The organism is Roseomonas haemaphysalidis, assembly GCF_017355405.1.
GTDB lineage: Bacteria > Pseudomonadota > Alphaproteobacteria > Acetobacterales > Acetobacteraceae > Pseudoroseomonas > Pseudoroseomonas haemaphysalidis.
In genome coordinates this window covers 2912501-2931084 of the sequence record NZ_CP061177.1, presented here as the reverse complement: position 1 = coordinate 2931084, position 18584 = coordinate 2912501, and the positions used below count along the sequence as shown (strand labels likewise).

18 protein-coding genes (1 of these 18 cut by a window edge) are annotated in these 18584 nt (G+C 70.9%); 11 read left to right on the top strand and 7 right to left on the bottom strand.

Annotated features, from left to right (window positions below):
* Nucleotides 1-204: 204 nt before the first annotated feature.
* The 5 genes from IAI59_RS13590 to IAI59_RS13570 all read right to left on the bottom strand — a co-directional run bounded on the left by IAI59_RS13590 (nt 205) and on the right by IAI59_RS13570 (nt 5927).
* Nucleotides 205-1977 carry a chloride channel protein gene (locus tag IAI59_RS13590; RefSeq protein ID WP_237181031.1) on the bottom strand — a complete coding sequence of 591 codons (1773 nt, stop codon included), beginning with the start codon at nt 1975-1977 and terminating at the stop codon, nt 205-207.
* Between the two features lie 97 nt (nt 1978-2074).
* Nucleotides 2075-3289, bottom strand: coding sequence for an MFS transporter (locus IAI59_RS13585; RefSeq protein WP_207419691.1), 1215 nt, complete (start codon nt 3287-3289; stop codon nt 2075-2077).
* A 91-nt stretch (nt 3290-3380) separates the two neighbouring features.
* Nucleotides 3381-4118: a RadC family protein gene (gene radC, locus IAI59_RS13580; protein WP_207419692.1), complete on the bottom strand. Its 738-nt coding sequence runs from the start codon at nt 4116-4118 to the stop codon at nt 3381-3383.
* A gap of 53 nt (nt 4119-4171) precedes the next feature.
* Nucleotides 4172-4975, bottom strand: coding sequence for a type I methionyl aminopeptidase (gene map / locus IAI59_RS13575; protein WP_207419693.1), 804 nt, complete (start codon nt 4973-4975; stop codon nt 4172-4174).
* Nucleotides 4976-5036: 61 nt separating this feature from the next.
* On the bottom strand, nt 5037-5927 hold the full coding sequence (locus tag IAI59_RS13570; protein WP_207419694.1) for a methyltransferase domain-containing protein: 891 nt from the start codon (nt 5925-5927) through the stop codon (nt 5037-5039).
* A 76-nt stretch (nt 5928-6003) separates the two neighbouring features.
* Here IAI59_RS13570 and IAI59_RS13565 point away from each other — a divergent pair, with 76 nt between their 5' ends.
* Genes IAI59_RS13565 through IAI59_RS13555 form a run of 3 tightly spaced genes read left to right on the top strand, consistent with a single transcriptional unit; the run spans nt 6004 to nt 7575 of the window.
* Nucleotides 6004-6846 (top strand): ComF family protein, encoded by an 843-nt coding sequence (locus IAI59_RS13565; protein WP_207419695.1) that lies wholly within the window; start codon nt 6004-6006, stop codon nt 6844-6846.
* 4 nt (nt 6847-6850) lie between these two features.
* Nucleotides 6851-7111, top strand: a complete 261-nt coding sequence (grxC, locus tag IAI59_RS13560) for a glutaredoxin 3 (RefSeq protein ID WP_207419696.1) — start codon at nt 6851-6853, stop codon at nt 7109-7111.
* A complete protein-coding gene (locus tag IAI59_RS13555) occupies nt 7111-7575 on the top strand; it encodes a DUF1178 family protein (protein ID WP_207419697.1) in 465 nt (154 codons plus the stop codon). Before grxC ends, IAI59_RS13555 begins: the two co-directional genes overlap by 1 nt.
* A gap of 13 nt (nt 7576-7588) precedes the next feature.
* On the opposite strand, the gene ubiG is transcribed toward IAI59_RS13555, so the two are convergent.
* Nucleotides 7589-8314, bottom strand: a complete 726-nt coding sequence (gene ubiG / locus IAI59_RS13550; RefSeq protein ID WP_207419698.1) for a bifunctional 2-polyprenyl-6-hydroxyphenol methylase/3-demethylubiquinol 3-O-methyltransferase UbiG — start codon at nt 8312-8314, stop codon at nt 7589-7591.
* 135 nt (nt 8315-8449) lie between these two features.
* Here ubiG and IAI59_RS13545 point away from each other — a divergent pair, with 135 nt between their 5' ends.
* From IAI59_RS13545 to IAI59_RS13515, 7 genes are all read left to right on the top strand, one after another.
* A complete protein-coding gene (locus tag IAI59_RS13545) occupies nt 8450-9670 on the top strand; it encodes an aspartate kinase (protein ID WP_207419699.1) in 1221 nt (406 codons plus the stop codon).
* Nucleotides 9670-10713, top strand: coding sequence for an NAD(P)H-dependent flavin oxidoreductase (locus tag IAI59_RS13540; protein ID WP_237181032.1), 1044 nt, complete (start codon nt 9670-9672; stop codon nt 10711-10713). The genes IAI59_RS13545 and IAI59_RS13540 overlap by 1 nt, the downstream gene beginning before the upstream one ends.
* A 107-nt stretch (nt 10714-10820) precedes the next feature.
* Nucleotides 10821-11945: a flavodoxin-dependent (E)-4-hydroxy-3-methylbut-2-enyl-diphosphate synthase gene (gene ispG / locus IAI59_RS13535; RefSeq protein WP_207419700.1), complete on the top strand. Its 1125-nt coding sequence runs from the start codon at nt 10821-10823 to the stop codon at nt 11943-11945.
* Between the two features lie 41 nt (nt 11946-11986).
* A complete protein-coding gene (gene hisS / locus IAI59_RS13530; protein ID WP_207419720.1) occupies nt 11987-13297 on the top strand; it encodes a histidine--tRNA ligase in 1311 nt (436 codons plus the stop codon).
* On the top strand, nt 13294-14364 hold the full coding sequence (gene prfA, locus IAI59_RS13525; RefSeq protein ID WP_207419701.1) for a peptide chain release factor 1: 1071 nt from the start codon (nt 13294-13296) through the stop codon (nt 14362-14364). Before hisS ends, prfA begins: the two co-directional genes overlap by 4 nt.
* Nucleotides 14361-15218, top strand: a complete 858-nt coding sequence (prmC, locus tag IAI59_RS13520; RefSeq protein ID WP_207419702.1) for a peptide chain release factor N(5)-glutamine methyltransferase — start codon at nt 14361-14363, stop codon at nt 15216-15218. The genes prfA and prmC overlap by 4 nt, the downstream gene beginning before the upstream one ends.
* A 221-nt stretch (nt 15219-15439) precedes the next feature.
* Nucleotides 15440-15934, top strand: coding sequence for a DUF4167 domain-containing protein (locus IAI59_RS13515; protein WP_207419703.1), 495 nt, complete (start codon nt 15440-15442; stop codon nt 15932-15934).
* Between the two features lie 56 nt (nt 15935-15990).
* Here the strand turns inward: IAI59_RS13515 and IAI59_RS13510 are convergent, their stop codons facing one another.
* The gene (locus tag IAI59_RS13510; protein ID WP_207419704.1) at nt 15991-16749 is read right to left on the bottom strand and encodes an MOSC domain-containing protein; all 759 of its coding nucleotides are present in this window, start codon (nt 16747-16749) and stop codon (nt 15991-15993) included.
* 146 nt (nt 16750-16895) lie between these two features.
* On the opposite strand from IAI59_RS13510, the gene clpB reads away from it, so the two are divergent.
* Nucleotides 16896-18584, top strand: the 5' portion of a protein-coding gene (clpB, locus tag IAI59_RS13505) for an ATP-dependent chaperone ClpB (protein ID WP_207419705.1). It continues 900 nt past the right edge of the window; the window shows 1689 of its 2589 coding nt (coding positions 1-1689); it begins with the start codon at nt 16896-16898; its stop codon lies beyond the right edge, outside the window.

Sequence of the window (18584 nt, the reverse complement as noted above, 5' to 3'; positions counted from 1 at the left end):
GCGGCCTCAGCTGTTCCTCCGTGAGGACCGGCGGGCCGCCGCAGATCTCGTTCATCTTTTCTGACCGCCATCGGATGAATTCCTCGTCGGTCAGATCCAGGGCTGGGCCCTCGGCCGCGTCCGCTGGGCGGCCCCCGGGCACCCGGCGCCGGAGGCCCAGGATGCGCAGCAACGCTGTCCAGACTGACTGGGCTAAAGAGTCCGTCATGCGCCGCCCAGTTCCTCGGTCCGGCGCTTTTCAAGCTCCTCGCCGTAGCGGCGCAGCAGGTGGGACTGGGTGACCAGACCCAGGACATTGCGCGCGTCGGTGGTGTCGATCACCGCCAGCGCCTCGCTTTCCGTGGCCTCGAACACCGCCATGGCTTCCTTGGCGTTCATGGCGGGCAACAGGGGTGTCTTGCCGCCCCAGACCAGGGGCGCCACCGTGTCCATGTCATCGGCGGTCTCGGTGTGGGCATCGGGCACGTTCACGATGCCGGCGTAGCGCCCGGCATCGTCCACCACCACCACCCGCGCCTCCGCCCCCAGCGGAAAGTCCCGGCGGAAGGAGGAGATGCGCGTGTCGTGCTTCACGGTGCGCACGTCCCGCCGCATCAGCTTGCCCACCGTCAGGTCACGCAGCCAGCCGATGTCACGGGCGCTGCGGATGGTTTCGCCACGCAGGTGGAAGCGCCAGGTGGCGAAGGAATAGCCGAACAGCCGCCGCACCGTGACGCTGCTGGCGATCACCGCCACCAGCACGGCGCCGGTCAGGCCGAAGCTGCCGGTCATTTCCAGCGCCAGAAACGTCATCGCCAGCGGCGCGCCGATCACGGCGGCGCCGAAGGCGCTGGTGCCTACGGTGATCAGAAAGGTGGCATCCACCCCCGGCGGCATGACGATGGCCAGCAGGAGTGCGAAAACCTGCCCCACCAGCGCACCCAGGAGTAATGAGGCGAAGAACAGGCCACCGCGGAACCCGGCGCCGATCGACACGGCCGACGCGATCGCCTTCAGCACCAGCAGCACCAGCACGGCCTGCAGGGTGTTTTCCACCCCGAACAGCCGGTGCAGCGAGGCATGGCCGGCCGACAGCACGCCGGGCGTGACCAGCGCCAGGGCACCCACCACCAGCCCGCCGGCCAGTGGCCGCAGGTGCTGCCAGGGCACGCCACGCCGCAGCCAGTGTTCCGTCAGCGTCACGCCGCGCATCAGCGCGATGCCCGCCAACCCGCACAGCAGGCCGAGCAGCAGGGCCAGGGCATAGCCTTGCAGATCGGCCCCATCGGCGCTGCCCACTGCCAGCACGGGATTGTCGCCCCGCAGCGCGCGGGACACCGCCAGGGCGGTGACGGCCGCCGTCACCACGGGCGCGAGGGTGGCGATGGAATACAAGCCCACCACCAGTTCAAAGGCATAGAAGGTGCCGGTCAGCGGGGCGTCAAAGGCGGCGGAGATGGCGCCGGCGGCCCCGCAGCCCACCAGAACCCGCAGGTCGCCCCGCCGCAATCCGATCAGCCGGCCGAGCCGCGATGCCGCGCCGCCGGCGATCTGCGTGTAGCCCGCCTCCAGCCCCACCGAGGCGCCGAAGCCGTTGGACACCAGGTTCTGCGCTACCACCACCAGCCCGTCGTTCAGCGACAGCCGGCCGCCGTGCAGTGCGTTGGCCTCGATGGGATCGACCGGCGTGCGCGGGCGGATGCGCGCCAGCAACAGGTTCAGCCCACCCAGCAGCAGACCACCCAGTGCCGGCAGCAACAGCAGCGCCCAGGGCGAGGCGTTGCGGATGGATGACAGGCCATGCGCCGCCTCCGGTCCGAAGAAGACCACGTGCATCATGCGCGCAAAGCCGCCGATGGCCACCGCGAGCAGGCCGCTGGCGGCGCCTACCAGCACGGCCAGCGCGATCAGCCCCAGCTCGGTCTGCCGCAACCAGCCGCGCATCGCCCCGAAGCGGCGGCCGGGATGGATGTGGGGCATGTGCAGCGGCATCAGCATCAGCTTTCCGGCAGGCGATCAAGGCATGGTGCCCGGCGTTACGCCGCCACTTGGACAGAAGAAAGGCGGCCAGCACCAGGGCCGGATCGACGCCCGCTCAGCTTGCGCCGCCGGACCGGGACATAAATGCCACGCTGGCCAGCCCGAAGGCGGCGAGCTGGGCGGCAACCAGTCCAAAGGCCAGGGCATAGCTACCCGTCCAGCCCACCACCAGCGTGAACAGCAGCGGGCCGCATACGGAGCCGGCAAAGCCGAACAGGCTGGCGGCGGAGGTGACGTCGCTGACCAGGTGCAGCGGCGCGACGCGGGCCAGTTCCGCGATGTGCACCCCGTTCCAGCCGATGGCGGTGAAGCCCACCAGCGCCGCGCAGCCGTACAGCGCGCCGGTGCCTTGCCCGCCCAGCGTGATCAGCAGCAGCACCGCCAGCGCGGATGCCACGGCTTGCAACGCCAGGTGACGCACGGCATGCCCCATGCGGTCCGCCACCCAGCCCATGGCGATGCGCCCGACCATGCTGGAACCCTGCATCAACGCCATGATCTGCCCCGCCTCGACCAGCGAGGCGCCGTGGCGGGTGACGGCATAGGTGGCGGTGAAGGCGTTCAGACAGGACTGCACCACCGTGAAGGAGGTGCCCAGGGCCGTGAGCAGCGGCAAGGCCGGGTGCGCCCGCAGCGCGCCGATCGACCGGGCCATGGCAGAGGGCGACAACAGTGCCCGGACCCAGCCCGGGCTGCCGGTGCGTTCCGCACCGTCCAGCCGTGCCCGGAAGGGCTGCATTACCAGCACGGTCAACAGCACCACGGCGATGATGGCGCCCAACGCCCACGGCACCCCGTGCCCCAGCACCAGCGGCGCCACCGCCAGCCCCGCCAGCGCACCGCCCAGCGGCACGCCGGCCTGCTTGATGGAGAAGATCAGCGTGCGGTGGCGGGGCGGCGCCGTGCGGATCAGGATCTGGCTGCCGGCCGGCGTGTTGGGCCCGGCCCCGAAGCCGATCACCACCGCGGCCAGCAGCCCGAGCAGCCCCAGCGGCTGCGACAACACCAGCAAGCCCAGCGCCATGCAGCCGAGCCCGATCTGCAGGGTCCGGACGGGGCCATGGTGCAGCAGCATCGGCCCGCCGCTGGCCAGGCACCAGCAGGTGCCGGCGGAGGTCAGGGCGGACACCAGCCCGATGCCTTCCGGCGGCAGCCCGGCACGCTGCATCAGCGGCGGCCCCAGGAGCGGCAGGGCGATCAGGGAAAAGGAACTGACGGTCTGCGCGATCAGCGTGGCAAGCAGGGCAAGCGCCCAGACAGGCAATCTCAAGGTCCGCGTCCGCCCTTCCGTCCCGTGCCCCTGTGAAGCCAGGGCTTGGCGTCAGTGTGGCGCGGGGCGGCCGTGCTGGCCAGGGCAGGCGCTACAGCAAGCCTTCCCGTCGAAAGGACAGGTGGCGGCCGTTGCCGATGATCAGGTGGTCGTGCAGCGCGATGCCCAGCGCATCGGCCGCCGCCTTGACCTCCGCCGTCATGCTGATGTCGGCACGCGAGGCGGCGGGGTCGCCGCTCGGGTGGTTGTGCACCAGCACCAGGGCGCTGGCTTGCAGTTCCAGCGCGCGCCGCACCACCTCGCGCGGGTAGACGGGGGTGTGGTTGACGGTGCCGCGGGCCTGCGCCTCGTCGGCCAGCAGCCGGTTGCGGTTGTCCAGGAACAGCACGCGGAACTGCTCGGTCTTTTCCCGCGCCATCACGGCGTTGAGGTAGCCGATCAGCCGGTCCCAGTTGCCCAGCACCGGGCGGTCCAGCACCTCCTGCCGCATCAGCCGCAGGGCGGCGGCCTGCACGGTCTTGAGCGCCGCGATGCCGGCCTCGCCCAGCCCCTCCACCTGCCGCAGCTCCTGCGGGCTGGCGGCGATGGCGTTGCCGAAGGAACCGAAGCGCGCCAGCAGGGCGTGGGCGATGGGCTTGGTGTCGCGGCGGGGCAGGGCGAGGAAGAGCTGCATTTCCAGCAGCTCATGGTCCAGCAGCGCGTCGGGGCCGGCGGAAATCAACTTGCCACGCATGCGGGCGCGGTGGCCCTCGGCGGCGCTGGGCACCGGTGGCGCGGGGGGCATGTCCAGCCCGAGCCCCGCCTCGGCCATGCCCTTGGTCCTGCGCATCCCGCCTCCATCCGCTCCGCCCCAGCTTGGGCGGAACGGCGGGCGGCGTCCAGTCAGGCGTAGGGCGGCTTGTGCATGCCGGCGGGCGAATAGGTGAAGACCTCGCAGCCGTCCTCGGTCACGCCGATCATGTGCTCGAACTGCGCGGACAGGCTGCGGTCGCGTGTCACGGCGGTCCAGCCGTCGTCCAGCACCTTCACCTCGGGGCGGCCTGCGTTGACCATCGGCTCGATGGTGAAGAACATGCCGGGCTTCAGCACCGGGCCTTCGCCGGGGCGGCCGAAGTGCAGGACGTTGGGCGCGGCGTGGAAGGTGCGGCCGATGCCGTGGCCGCAGAAGTCCCGCACCACGGAAAAACGCTGCTTCTCCACGTAGGACTGGATGGCGTGGCCGACATCGCCAAGCCGCGCCCCGGGGCGCACCGCCTTGATGCCGCGCACCAGGCTTTCATGCGTCACGTCCATCAGCAGCTTGGCCTTGGTGGAGGCGGTGCCGGCCACGTACATGCGGCTGGTGTCGCCGAACCAGCCATCCAGGATGACCGTGACGTCGATGTTCAGGATGTCGCCATCCGCCAGCACCTTGGCGCCGGGGATGCCGTGGCAGACCACGTGGTTGATGGAGATGCAGGACGCGTGGCGGTAGCCACGGTAGCCCACGGTGGCGGAGGTCGCGCCATGCGCTTCCACGTAGTCGAGGATCAGCTTGTCCAGCGCCTCGGTCACGGCGCCGGGCCGCACGTGCTCGGTGATCATGTCCAGCGTAGCGGCGGCGAGCTGGCCCGCGCGGCGCATGCCGACGAAATCTTCCGGCGCATGCAGGGTGATGCGGCGGGACTCAGAAGCCGATTGTTCCATGGTGGCCGAAGATGCGACCGCCGACCGGCGGTTGCAAGAGTCGCGCGCGTATGGCTGCCCCTCAATGCGGCCGGGTGGGGTCGCCCGCCTTGTGCTCCACGGTGCCCAGGGCATCGGCCAGCCGGGCATTGGCGCTGCCGGGGCGGGCGGGCTGCGGCTGGGACGGGGCGGGGGCCCAGCCGGTCAGCACCAGCATCTGCAGCGCCACCGGCAACCCGTCGCCCGGGGCGGGCAGGCGGGACAGCGCGAGCGGGAACAGCGCGCGCGGCGGCGTGCGGCGGTCGGCGGCCAGCACCGCATTGCCTTCGCCGGCGGCGCGCAAGTCACGCAGCAGCGCGAGCGGCGTGCGGTAGCGCAGATCCAGCGTTTCGCGGTCCGCGACCGGCAGGGCGAAGCCGGCACGCTGCAGCAGGCTGGCGCCGTCCCGCAACTCCGGGAACGGCGAAACGCGCGGGCTGATGCCGCCGCGCAGCTCGCTTTCGGCGGTGCCGAGGGCTTCGCGCAACGGCTGCAAGGTGCCCAGTGCGGGCAGGCTGGCCAGGAACAGCCCATCCGGCTTCAGCGCGCGGCGGATCTGCACCAGTGCGCCCGGCAGGTCGTTCACCCAATGCAGCGACAGGCTGGCCACCACCAGGTCGAAGCTGCCGGCCCCGAAGGGCAGCCATTCCTCGTCCCCCGCCACGGCCAGCCCCCCGGCGCCGCGGGCCATGGCCGGCGACAGGTCCATGGAAGCCACGAAGGGAATGCCGCGTGCCGTCAACATGGGCGCGACGCTGCCCCGGCCGCCGATCTCCAGCGCGGATTCGAAGCGACGGGTGGTGTCGTCCAACCGGTCCAGCAGGCGCTCGGCCGCAGCTTCCAGCACCGGCCGCACCGCGCCGATCCCGGCCGCCGCCCGTTCCCGCCGCCGCCGCACCAGGGCGCGGTCGAACACCTGCATCGCATCGCTCATGCGGGGCTGATGCGCCCGCCGGCCGGTGCCGCGCAAGGGCTTCATCCCACTCACGGATGCGTGATATGATAGGCGCATGGATAACAGGACGGTGTGGCAGGGCCTTCGCCAGGCCGGCATGGCGGCGGTGGATCTGCTTCTGCCGCCGCGCTGCCTGGTGTGCGCCGAGCTGGTGCCGACGGACGGCACCGTCTGCGCCGCCTGCTTTCGCGAGATGACGCTGATCGGCGAGCCGCAATGCCATTGCTGCGGCGTGCCGTTCCTGCACAGCGGCCAGGGCGTCCGCACCATGGCCGGGGGGCCTCTGCATTGCCAGCGGTGCACCAACAACCCGCCGGCATACCGCCAAGCGCGAGCCGCCTGGATCTACGACAAGGCCAGCCGGCGGCTGCTGTTGCCCTTGAAATACGCGGATCGCACAGAGCTGGTGAAGCCGCTGGCCCGCCAGATGGCCTTTGCCGGAAGGGAGCTGCTGGCGCGGGCGGAACTGCTGGTGCCGGTACCGCTGCATTTCCGGCGCCTGCTGTCGCGCAAGTACAACCAGGCGGGGCTGCTGGCCAAGCGGCTGTCCCGTGTGTCCGGCGTGCCCTGGGCGCCCGACCTGCTGCGCCGCCGCCGCTCCACCCCCGCGCTGGGCGGGCTTTCCGCCGGCGAGCGCATCGCGGCGCTGGAAGGGGCCTTCCGGCTGGCAGGGGGCGGGGCGGCGCGCATCGCCGGCCGGCGGCTGCTGCTGGTGGATGACGTGATGACCTCCGGCGCCACGGCGCGGGCCTGCGCGGAGGCGCTGCTCGCGGCGGGGGCGGCCTCCGTGGACGTGCTGGCGGCGGCCCGGGTGCCGGACCCGACCCTGGCGGATGGCGCGGACCTGCCATCCCGCCGCATTCCACTTGACCGCGACTGGCAGGGCAACGATGTGTGACCGCATGGCCAAGGTTGAAATCTACACCACCCCGTTCTGCCCGTATTGCTCGCGCGCCAAGACGCTGCTGGGCCGCAAGGGCATCAGCTTCACCGAGCACGACAGCCCGCACGGCTCCGCCGCGCGCGAGGCCGCGATCAGCCGGTCCGGCGGCCGCACCACGGTGCCGCAGATCTTCATCGACGACCAGGCGATCGGCGGTTGCGACGACCTGTTCGCGCTGGAGCGGGCCGGCAAGCTGGACGCGCTGCTGCAGGCCGGCTGATGATCCACTACCAGCTCCGCTGCGAGCAGGCGCACGAGTTCGACGGCTGGTACCGCGATAGCGATGCCTTCGGGAAGCTGTCGGCCGCCGGCATGGTGGAATGCCCGGTCTGCGGCTCTGACAAGGTTTCGCGCGCGCTGATGGCGCCGGCCATCGCCAAGGCGCGCCCGGCACGTACCGAGGAGCCGGTGGCCGCCCAGCCGCAGCCCTTGCCGCAGCAGCAGGCCGCGGCGGGGCCGATCCCGGCGCAGATGGTGGCGTTGCTGCAGAAGATGCGGGCCGAGGTGGAAAAGAACTGCGACTACGTCGGCCCGGGCTTTGCCGAGGAAGCGCGGCGCATGCACAAGGGCGAAACCGAGTTCCGCGGCATCTACGGTGAGGCCAGCGACACGGACGCCGAGGAGCTACGCGAGGAGGGCATCGACATCGCCCGCCTGCCCTGGGTCCCCCGCGCCGACGGCTGAAGCGGGCGGCCGGTCAGTCGCGGGCCAGTGCCACGATGTAGTTGACCGCCACGTCCCGGCTTTCGCGCCAGGGGCCATTGGGCGCGCCCTGCGGCACCATGCCGCTGATCGCCGCCACGCGCAGCCCGGCGCGCCGGGCCTCGGCGCCCAGCTCGGCGGGGGAAACAAACATCTTCCAGTCATGGGTGCCGCGCGGCAGCAGGCGCAGCACGTATTCGGCCCCCGCCTTGGCGAACAGCCAGGACCGCGCGGTGCGGTTCAGCGTGGACAGGAATACGGTGCCGCCCGGCCGGGTCAGCCCGGCGAGCGCCCGCAGAAAGGCGCCGCGGTCCGCCACGTGCTCGATCACCTCCAGCGCCATCACGGCGTCGAAGCGCGCGCCCTCGGCGCTCAGGTCTTCCGGCATGCCTTGCCGGTAGTCGATGTCCAGGCCCTCCGCTGCCGCGTGGGCGCGGGCGGCGGCGATGGCGGCGGGGGCGGCGTCCAGCCCGGTGACCCGGGCGCCGAGCCGTGCCAGGCCCTCCGCCGCCAGCCCGGCGCCGCAGCCGACATCCAGCACCGTGGCGCCCGCCAGATGCCCGGGGTTGCCGCCATGCGCCGGCGCCAGGTGCCGCGCCACCCACCCGCAGCGCAGCGGGTTCATGGCATGCAGCGGCGCCATGGGGCCGCGCGGGTCCCACCAGTCGGCCGCCAGGGCGTCGAACTTGGCGATCTCTCCAGGCGTGGCGGTGGCGGTCATGGGGGCATCCATTCCTGGTTCAAGTACGGGCCTGGTTGCGGCGCGGCGCGGTGGCCGTTATCTGTCGCCTCCTTGCGCCGGCCGCAACCCGTGGCGGTTCGGCTTTCCCTTCTTCGACCAAGCTTCCGGATCCGCATGGCCCGTATCGTGATGAAGTTCGGCGGCACCTCCGTCGCCGACCTGGACCGTATCCGCAACGTCGCCAACCGGGTGAAGCGCGAGGTCGATGCGGGCCACGAGGTCGCCGTGGTGGTGTCCGCCATGTCCGGCACCACCAACCAGCTGGTGAAGTGGTGCACCGAGTTGTCGCCGCTGCACGATGCCCGCGAATACGACGTGGTGGTGGCCACCGGCGAGCAGGTGACCATCGGCCTGCTGGCCATCGCGCTGCAGACCATCGGCGTGGACGCACGCTCCTGGCAGGGCTGGCAGATCCCGATCCGCACCGACGACGCGCATGGCAAGGCTCGCGTCGAGGAGATCGAGGGCGCGGCGCTGATCGAGCGCATGCGGGCGGGGCAGGTGCCGGTGGTGGCGGGGTTCCAGGGGCTCGGCCCCGACAACCGCATCACCACGCTGGGCCGCGGCGGCTCGGACCTTTCGGCGGTCGCCATCGCGGCGGCGGTGAAGGCCGACCGCTGCGACATCTACACGGACGTGGACGGCATCTACACCACCGACCCGCGCATCGTGCCCCGCGCGCGCAAGCTGCCGGCGGTGGCCTACGAGGAAATGCTGGAGCTGGCCTCGGTCGGCGCCAAGGTGTTGCAGACCCGCTCGGTCGAACTGGCCATGAAGCAGCGGGTGCGGGTGCAGGTGCTGTCCTCCTTCGAGGACAAGCCGGGTTCTTTGGTCGTGGACGAGGATGAGATCGTGGAACAGCCGCTGGTGACGGGCGTCGCCTATTCGCGCGACGAGGCCAAGGTGACGCTGCGCGCGGTGCCGGACAAGCCGGGCATCGCGGCCGAGGTCTTCGTGCCGCTGTCGGCGGCCAATGTGAACGTCGACATGATCGTGCAGAACCTCGGTGCCGATGGCACCACGGACATGACCTTCACGGTCGGCAAGACCGACCTGCCGCGGGCGCGGGACGTGTTGGAGAAGGCGCGGCCGGTGATCCAGTACGGCAGCATGATCACGGACCCGGACGTGGCCAAGATCTCCATCGTCGGCATCGGCATGCGCTCGCACGCGGGCGTGGCCGCCACGATGTTCAAGACCCTGAGCGAGAAGGGCATCAACATCCAGGTGATCTCGACCTCCGAGATCAAGACCAGCGTGCTGGTGGGCCTGGAATACACCGAGCTGGCGGTGCGCGCCCTGCACACCGCCTACGGGCTGGACGCGGAAGGCTGATGAGCATGGACGCGCTGGCACCCGTGGCCCTCGACCCGTCGCTGGACTCGCTGATGGCGCGCGGCGCCGCCTTTTTGGGCAGCCCCTACGCTATCCTGGGCGGCGCCATGAGCTGGGTGAGCGAGCGCAACCTGGTGGCGGCGCTGTCCAATGCGGGGGCCTTCGGCGTGATCGCCTGCGGCGCCATGATGCCGGACCGGCTGCGCGAGGAGATCGCCGGCACCCAGGCGCTGACGGACAAGCCCTTCGGCGTCAACCTGATCACCATGCATCCCAACCTGATGGAGCTGGTGCAGGTCTGCCTGGACGCGCAGGTGGGCCACATCGTCTTCGCGGGCGGCATTCCGCCCGGCCCCGCCATCAAGGCGGCCAAGGACGGCGGTGCCAAGGTGATCTGCTTCGCCCCCGCGCTGGCGCTGGCCAAGAAGCTGGTCCGCTCCGGCGCCGATGCGCTGGTGATCGAGGGCTCGGAGGCCGGCGGGCATATCGGCCCGGTGTCCTTGACCGTGCTGGCGCAGGAGATCCTGCCGCATATCCGCGACGTACCAGTCTACGTGGCCGGTGGCATCGGGCGGGGCGAGGCGATCCTGTCCTACCTGGAGATGGGCGCGGCGGGCGTGCAGATCGGCACCCGCTTCGTGTGCGCGAGCGAAAGCATCGCCCATGAGAACTTCAAGCGTGCCTTTATCCGCGGCGCGGCGCGCGACGCCATGCCGACGGTGCAGCTGGACGAGGCCTTCCCGGTGATCCCGGTCCGCGCGCTGCAGAACGGCGGCACCAAGCGCTTTCTGGAGCACCAGGCTGCCGTGGTGGCCCGCTACAAGGCGGGCGAGGTGGCCAAGGACGCCGGCCAGCTGGAGATCGAGCACTTCTGGGCCGGCGCCCTGCGCCGCGCCGTGGTGGATGGCGACGTGGAGAACGGCTCGCTGATGGCGGGCCAAAGCGTCGGCATGGTGACGCGGGAGCAGCCGGCGGCCGAGATCATCGGTGAACTGCTGTCCCAGGCCTCGGCCGCCCTGGCCGCGCGCCGCGCCGGGGCCTGACCCGGACGGGCGGGGAGGGCGGCCGCAGGGCTGCCCTTCCGCGCCCGTGGCTTGGCGAGCGGCGGCGGTGCTGCCATATCCCGCGCAGACCGTAGCGGGAGGCCGCCTTGTCCTATCGTCCGTATCAGCAGATCGTCCGTCGCAAGTCCCGCCAGATCCGGGTTGGCAACGTGCTGGTGGGAGGCGACGCGCCCGTCAGCGTCCAGACCATGACCAACACGCCGACCGAGGATGCGGCGGCCACCATCGCCCAGATCCGCCGCGCCGAGATCGCGGGCGTGGATATCGTGCGCGTGTCCTGCCCGGACGAGGCCTCGACCGCCGCGCTGAAGGAGATCGTGCACGAGGTCAACGTGCCGATCGTGGCCGACATCCACTTCCATTATAAGCGTGCCATCGAGGCCGCCCAGGCCGGCGCCGCCTGCCTGCGCATCAACCCGGGCAACATCGGCTCGCCCGAGCGGGTGAAGGAAGTGATCAAGGCGGCGCGGGACTACGGCTGCTCCATCCGCATCGGCGTCAATGCCGGCAGCCTGGAGCGCCACCTGCTGGAGAAGTACGGCGAGCCCAACCCCGACGCGCTGGTGGAAAGCGCCCTGTGGCACGCCGACCACCTGCTGCAGAACGGGTTCGACGAGTTCAAGATCAGCGTCAAGGCCAGCGACGTGTTCCTGGCCGTGGCCGCCTACAACCAGCTGGCCGAGGCCTGCGACCACCCGCTGCATGTCGGCATCACGGAAGCCGGCACCAAGCGCGCCGGCACCGTGAAGTCCTCCATCGGCATGGGCAGCCTGCTCTGGGCCGGCGTGGGCGACACCATCCGGGTCTCGCTCTCCGCCGAGCCGGAGGAGGAGGTGCTGGTCGGCTGGGACATCCTGAAGTCGCTCGGCATCCGGCACCGGGGGGTGAAGATCATCTCCTGCCCCTCCTGCGCCCGCCAGGGCTTCAACGTGATCGAGACCGTCTCGGTGCTGGAGGAGCGGCTGGCGCATATCCGCACGCCGATGAGCCTGAGCATCATCGGCTGCGTGGTGAATGGCCCGGGCGAGGCGCTGATGACCGATATCGGCGTCACCGGCGGTGGCGCCGGGCGCCACATGGTTTATCACGCCGGGCGCACCGACCACACGGTCGAGGGCGCCACGATGGTCGACCACATCGTGGAACTGGTCGAGAAGAAGGCCGCCGAGATCGCGGCGGCCGCGGTGATCGCCAAGCAGGCGGCGGAGTGAACGAGTTGAGCGAGACCAAGCCGGCGCGCGGGCGCCAGGATGTGCAGCCCGTGCGCGGCACGCGCGACCTGATCGGCGAAACCTTCCGCCGCCAGCACGGGGTGATCGAGGTCGCCCGCCACGTTTCGAACCTCTACGGCATGGAGGAGTGGGCGACGCCGATCTTCGAGGCGACCAGCGTCTTCGCCCGCTCGCTCGGCGAGACCTCGGACGTCGTGTCCAAGGAGATGTACACCTTCGAGGACCGCGGCGGCGACAGCCTGACCCTGCGGCCCGAGGGCACGGCGGGCGTTTGCCGCGCGCTGGTGAGCAACGGCCTGACCCAGGGCAACCTGCCGCGCAAGGTATTCTATGCCGGCCCGATGTTCCGCTACGAGCGGCCGCAGAAGGGGCGTTTCCGCCAGTTCCACCAGATCGGCGCCGAAATCCTGGGCACCGCCGAGCCGCTGGCGGACGCCGAGGTGATCGCCATGGGCTGGCAGATCATCCAGCAGCTCGGCATCGACGACGGCGTGGTGCTGGAGATCAACACGCTCGGCGACAGCATGTCGCGCGATGCCTACCGCGCCGCGCTGGTCGCCTATTTCCGCCAGCACGCCGCCAGCCTGTCCGCCGACAGCCAGGCGCGGCTGGAAAAGAACCCCATGCGCATCCTCGACAGCAAGGATGAGGGCGACCGGCGGCTGGTGGCGGCGGCGCCGACCATCGATGCGTACCTGACGCCGCATGCGAAGGAATTCTTCGACAAGGTGCTGGGATACCTGGAGCAGTTCGGCGTGCCCTACCGCCGCAACCCGCGCATCGTGCGCGGCCTGGACTACTACAGCCACACCGCCTTTGAGTTCGTCACCGACCGTCTGGGCGCCCAGGGCACCGTGATGGGCGGCGGCCGCTACGAGGGGCTGGTGCAGGAGATGGGCGGCCCGCCGACCCCCGCCGTCGGCTGGGCCGCCGGCGTCGAGCGATTGGCCGAGCTGCTGCCGGAAAGCCCGGAGGCGACGCGCCCCGTGGCCGTCATCCCGGTCGGGCTGGCGGAGGAGCCGGCGGCCCTGGCCATGACCCAGATGCTGCGCCAGGCCGGCATCCCCTGCGAGATCGCCTACAAGGGCAACCTGAAGCGGCGCATGGAGCGGGCCAACAGGATCAACGCCCAGGCCGCCATCATCATCGGCGAGGCCGAGGTGGCGGAGGGCATGTACATCGTCCGCAACCTGACGGACGGCTCCCAGGACCGGGTGGACAGCGCGGCGCTGTTGCCGGCCCTGGCCGCCGCGGGCGTCGAGGACGCGATGCTGGAGCAGATGATCGAGAACATCGAGGCCGGCTTCGAGGGTGACGACGAGACGGCATGAGCGGCACTTCTTCCGGACTGGACGAAAAGCTCGACCGCCTGCTGTACCGGGCGGATGAGCTCCGCGCGCTGCTGGAGCGGGCCGAGGGTGGGCAGATCGGCGCCCTGGCGCGCGAGCTGTCGGAGCTAGACCCCGTGGTGGAGCAGGTGGCCGCGCTGCGCGCCGCCCGCCAGGCGCGCGACGAGGCCGAGGCGATGATGGCCGACCCTGAGATGCGCGAGCTGGCGGAGGGGGAGTTCTACGCCCAGCGCGACGCCGTGCCGGTGCTGGAACGCGCCCTGCAGCTGATGCTGCTGCCCAAGGACGCGGCCGACGAGGGCAACGCCATCCTGGAGATCCGCCCCGCCGCCGGTGGTGACGAGGCCGGGCTCTTCGCGGCTGAGCTGTTTGGTGCCTACCAGCGTTATGCCGCCGCCCAGGGCTGGCGTTTCGAGGTGATGGACTACGACGACAGCGAGGTTGGCGGCATCAAGGGCGCGACCGCCGAGGTGCAGGGCAGGGGCGTCTTCGCCAAGCTGAAGTACGAGAGCGGCGTGCACCGGGTGCAGCGCGTGCCGGCCACCGAGACGCAGGGCCGCATCCATACCTCGACCGTCACGGTGGCGGTGCTGCCGGAGGCCGAGGAGGTGGACGTGCAGATCAACGAGAGCGACCTGCGGATCGACACCTACCGCGCCAGCGGCGCCGGCGGCCAGCACGTCAACAAGACCGACAGCGCCGTGCGCATCACCCACATTCCCACCGGCACCGTGGTGGCGATGCAGGAGGAGCGCAGCCAGCACAAGAACCGCGCCAAGGCCATGAAGGTGCTGCGGAGCCGCATCTACGACGCGCAGCGCATGGCCGCCGACAATGCCCGCGCCGGCGACCGCCGCTCGCAGGTCGGCACCGGCGACCGGTCGGAGCGCATCCGCACCTACAACTTTCCCCAGGGGCGGGTGACGGACCACCGCATCGGCCTGACGCTGCACAAGATCGACAAGGTCATGCAGGGCGACCTGGACGACATCATCGATGCCTTGACCGCCGAGGACCAGGCCAGCCGCCTGGCCGCCGCCGACCTTTGACGGCCTGCGCCGACCCGGAAGGCAGCGTCGGCGGCATCCTGTGCCGCGCCGGGCAGCTGCTGCGGGCGGCGGCGATCGACAGCCCCCGCCTGGAAGCGCGGTTGCTGCTGGGCGAGGCGATGGGGGTAGACCTTGCGGCACTGCTGCGCGACCCCCGCGCCCCGGTGCCGCCCGGGGCCGCCACCCGCTTCGGTGCCATGCTCCGGCGCCGGCTGGCGCATGAGCCGATGGGCTTCATCCTGGGCCGCCAGGGGTTCTGGACGCTGGAACTGGAAGTCTCGCCCGATACCCTGATCCCCCGCGCGGATTCGGAAGCGGTGGTGGAGGCTGCCCTTCAGGGGCCTGCGCCGGTGCGGGTGCTGGACCTCGGCACCGGCACGGGCTGCCTGCTGCTGGCGGTGCTGTCCGAGCACCCCGGCGCCTTCGGGGTGGGGGTGGACCTGTCGCCGGGCGCGGCGGCGCTGGCGGCGCGCAACGCGGCTGCCACCGGCCTGCGGGACCGTTGCAGTTTTCTGGCCGGGTCCTGGGCCGCTGCCCTGGCCGGTGGCTTTGATCTGGTGCTGTCCAACCCGCCTTATATCGAGACCGCCGCCATCCCTGGGCTGATGCCCGAGGTGGCGGTGCATGAGCCGGCCCGGGCCCTGGATGGCGGCCCGGACGGGCTGGATGCCTATCGCCTGATCGTGGCCGACCTGCCGCGCCTGCTGCTGCCCCGGGGCAGGGCGGTGCTGGAGCTGGGGCAGGGGCAGGGACCCGCGGTGGCGGGACTGGCGCGGGCCGCTGGCCTGGTCGTGCTCGGGACCCATGCCGATCTTGGCGGGGTGGAGCGCGCCCTGGTCCTGCAGCAGGGCTGAAAAAATCGTTTGGCGGCAGCGAAACCGGCGGCTAGGGTGCACAGCAGCGGCGGGTCATGCAGGAGCAGGCCTGAAAGCCGCCGGGGATGTCAGCAGGGCCGGTTGGCCCGGGCGCCCGGCACCGCAGCGACTTAACCAACCATCCGCGACGATGCCGGCCAGCCGGGGCATGATGCCCCCTTGTCGGCCAACGCGAGCATGAGACGGCGAACGCAATACCCATGAACATGAAGCGCATGCGCGGCCGTGGCGGCCATCGTCAAGGTGGCGGCGGGGGCGGCGGCGGCCAGTTCCGCCAGGCCGGGGGCGGGGGTGGTGGCGGCGGCCACCAGCCGATGAACCGCAACCACGTCTTTGATTCGAGCGGGCCGGACATGCGGCTGCGTGGCACGGCCCAGCAGCTGTTCGAGAAGTATCTGCAACTGGGGCGCGACGCGACTGGCTCCGGCGACCGGGTGATGGCGGAAAGCTATTTCCAGCATGCCGAGCACTACTTCCGCATCCTGAACGCGATGGCCCAGGCCGCGCAGCAGAACCAGCCGGCGCCGCAGCAGCGCCGCCCGCAGGGCAATTACGACCAGGCGACGGACGGCGACCAGATGGACGGCCAGGACGGCGACCAGCAGCCTCAGGCACCGCAGGCCAATGGCCCGCTGCCGCAGCCCGACGTGCAGACCGACGCCGACGACGAGCAGCCCCAGGCCGCCGCCCAGTAAGCGGTGGTGGCATGATCGAAAAGGCCGGACCGGCGACGGTCCGGCCTTTTCGCGTTTCAGGCCGGCAGGGGTTCCAGCGCGTCGCCCAGCGCCACGCGGCCGTCTTCCTCCACCACGGCGTGGACACCCAGGTCGGCATGGCCGAAATATTCGCGCAGCAGCTTGGGCACGTTGATGTCCCGCTGGCCATTGGCGGGGTTCACCTGGGTGGCGGGGCAGCGCACCGTTCGCTTCTCGATCCGCAGCGTGGCGCCGCCCAGCAGCACCTGCTGCCCCACCCAGTCGAACTCGGCCCAGGCTGGCAGGCCGCTGAAATACACGTTGGCGCGGAAGCGCAGCGGGTCCAGGCGCACGCCCGCCGCCTGTTCCAGCGCTGCGATGGAGGCGAGGTTGATCAGCGTCACGCCCTTGTGCCGGTCATCCGCGAAGGCATGGCCGGGGGCGGACACGAAGCGGGGCGTGCCCCGGGCTTCCTCGCCCAGATAGGTGGTCAGGGCCGTGGCGATCGCCTGGCGGCCGGCTTCGGTGTTGGTGTCGGCGGCCATGGGGGCCGCACCCGGCACGCGCAAAAGCAGCTGGCCACTGTGCCCGTCGAACACCGCCGACACCAGGGCCAGCCGCTCGTTCACCATCAGGCAGCCGAAGTGTCGCTTGGGCAGAAAGGCCGGGGCGGCAGCGTCGAATGGTGCATCCCCCTGGGCCAGGGCGAAGCGGCGGTCGTGCAGGATGCATTCGCCGGCCCGCAGGGACACCTCCTCCAGTGCTTCGGCGGTCAGGCCCTTCACAGGGTAGCGGTACAATGTCTCGACACGCATGGGCGAAGGGTCTCCTGGGAATTTTTGCTCAGGCGGGGCCTTGAAGCCGGCCGGGCCAGCTTACCACATCGGCGATAGCTGCGGTGCGGGGTGTCGCCTTCATGGGGCGCCCGGCACCGGTCCGCTTCAATCAGGAGGGGCCATTTATGGACATCGAGAAGTTCACCGAGCGCGCCCGTGGCTTTCTGCAGGCCGCGCAGACCATCGCCATCCGCGAATATCACCAGCGTGTGACGCCGGAGCACCTGCTCAAGGCGCTGCTGGACGACGAGCAGGGTGCCGCCGCCGGTTTGATCCGCGCGGCCGGCGCCGACCCCATGCCGGTCAAGGCCGCCGTGGACGCCGAGATCGGGCGCCAGCCCAAGGTGCAGGGCGGCGGCGCCGGCCAGCCGCAGTTCGTGCCCGAGATCGTGCGCGTGCTGGACACCGCGCAGCAGCAGGCCACCAAGGCCGGCGACAGCTTCGTGGCGCAGGACCGCCTGCTGGTGGCGCTGGCCGCCAGCGACACGCCGGCCGGCCGCGCGCTGGTCGCCGCCGGGGCCACCGCGCAGAAGCTGGAAGCCGCCGTCGAGGCCGTCCGCAAGGGCCGCAAGGTCGACAGCGCCAGTGCCGAACAGCAGTTCGACGCGCTGAAGAAGTATGCGCGCGACCTGACGGATGCCGCGCGCACGGGCAAGCTGGACCCGGTGATCGGCCGCGACGAGGAGATCCGCCGCGCCATTCAGGTGCTGGCCCGCCGCACCAAGAACAACCCGGTGCTGATCGGCGAGCCGGGCGTGGGCAAGACGGCCATCGTCGAGGGGCTGGCGCTGCGCATCGTCAATGGCGACGTGCCCGAGGCGCTGCGCGACAAGCGCGTGCTGGCGCTCGACCTCGGCGCCATGGTCGCCGGCGCCAAGTACCGCGGCGAGTTCGAGGAGCGGCTTAAGGGCGTGCTCACCGAGATCGAGGGCGCGGCCGGCGAGGTGATCCTGTTCATCGACGAGATGCACACCTTGATCGGTGCCGGCAAGGCGGATGGGGCGATGGATGCCTCCAACCTGCTCAAGCCTGCCCTGGCGCGTGGCGAACTGCATTGCATCGGCGCGACCACGCTGGACGAGTACCGCAAGCACGTGGAAAAGGACGCCGCCCTGGCCCGTCGCTTCCAGCCCGTCTTCGTGGGCGAGCCGAGCGTGGAGGATACCGTCTCCATTCTGCGCGGCATCAAGGAGAAGTACGAGCTGCACCACGGCGTCCGCATCGCGGACAGCGCACTGGTGGCGGCCGCCACCTTGTCCAACCGCTACATCACCGACCGTTTCCTGCCGGACAAGGCCATCGATCTCATGGACGAGGCCGCTAGTCGCCTGCGCATGCAGGTGGACAGCAAGCCGGAGGAGCTGGACGAGGTGGACCGCCGGGTGCTGATGCTCAAGATCGAGCGCGAAGCCCTGAAGAAGGAAACCGACACCGCGAGCCGCGACCGCCTGGAAAAGCTGGAAAAGGAACTGGCGGAGCTCGAGGAGAAGTCCGACGCCCTGACCACCGCCTGGCAGGCGGAAAAGGGCAAGCTGAGCGAGGCGCAGAAGGCCAAGGAAGAACTGGACCGCGCGCGGACCGAGGTGGAGGTCGCCCAGCGCAAGGGTGACTACGCCAAGGCGGGCGAGCTGCTCTACGGACGCATTCCCGAGCTGGAGCGCCAGATCGCCGGGGGCGATGGCGAGGGCGGCCGCTTGGTCAACGAGGCGGTGACGGAAGAAAGCATCGCCGCCGTGGTCAGCCGCTGGACCGGCGTTCCGGTGGAGAAGATGCTGGAAGGCGAGCGTGCCAAGCTCCTGCGGATGGAGGACCAG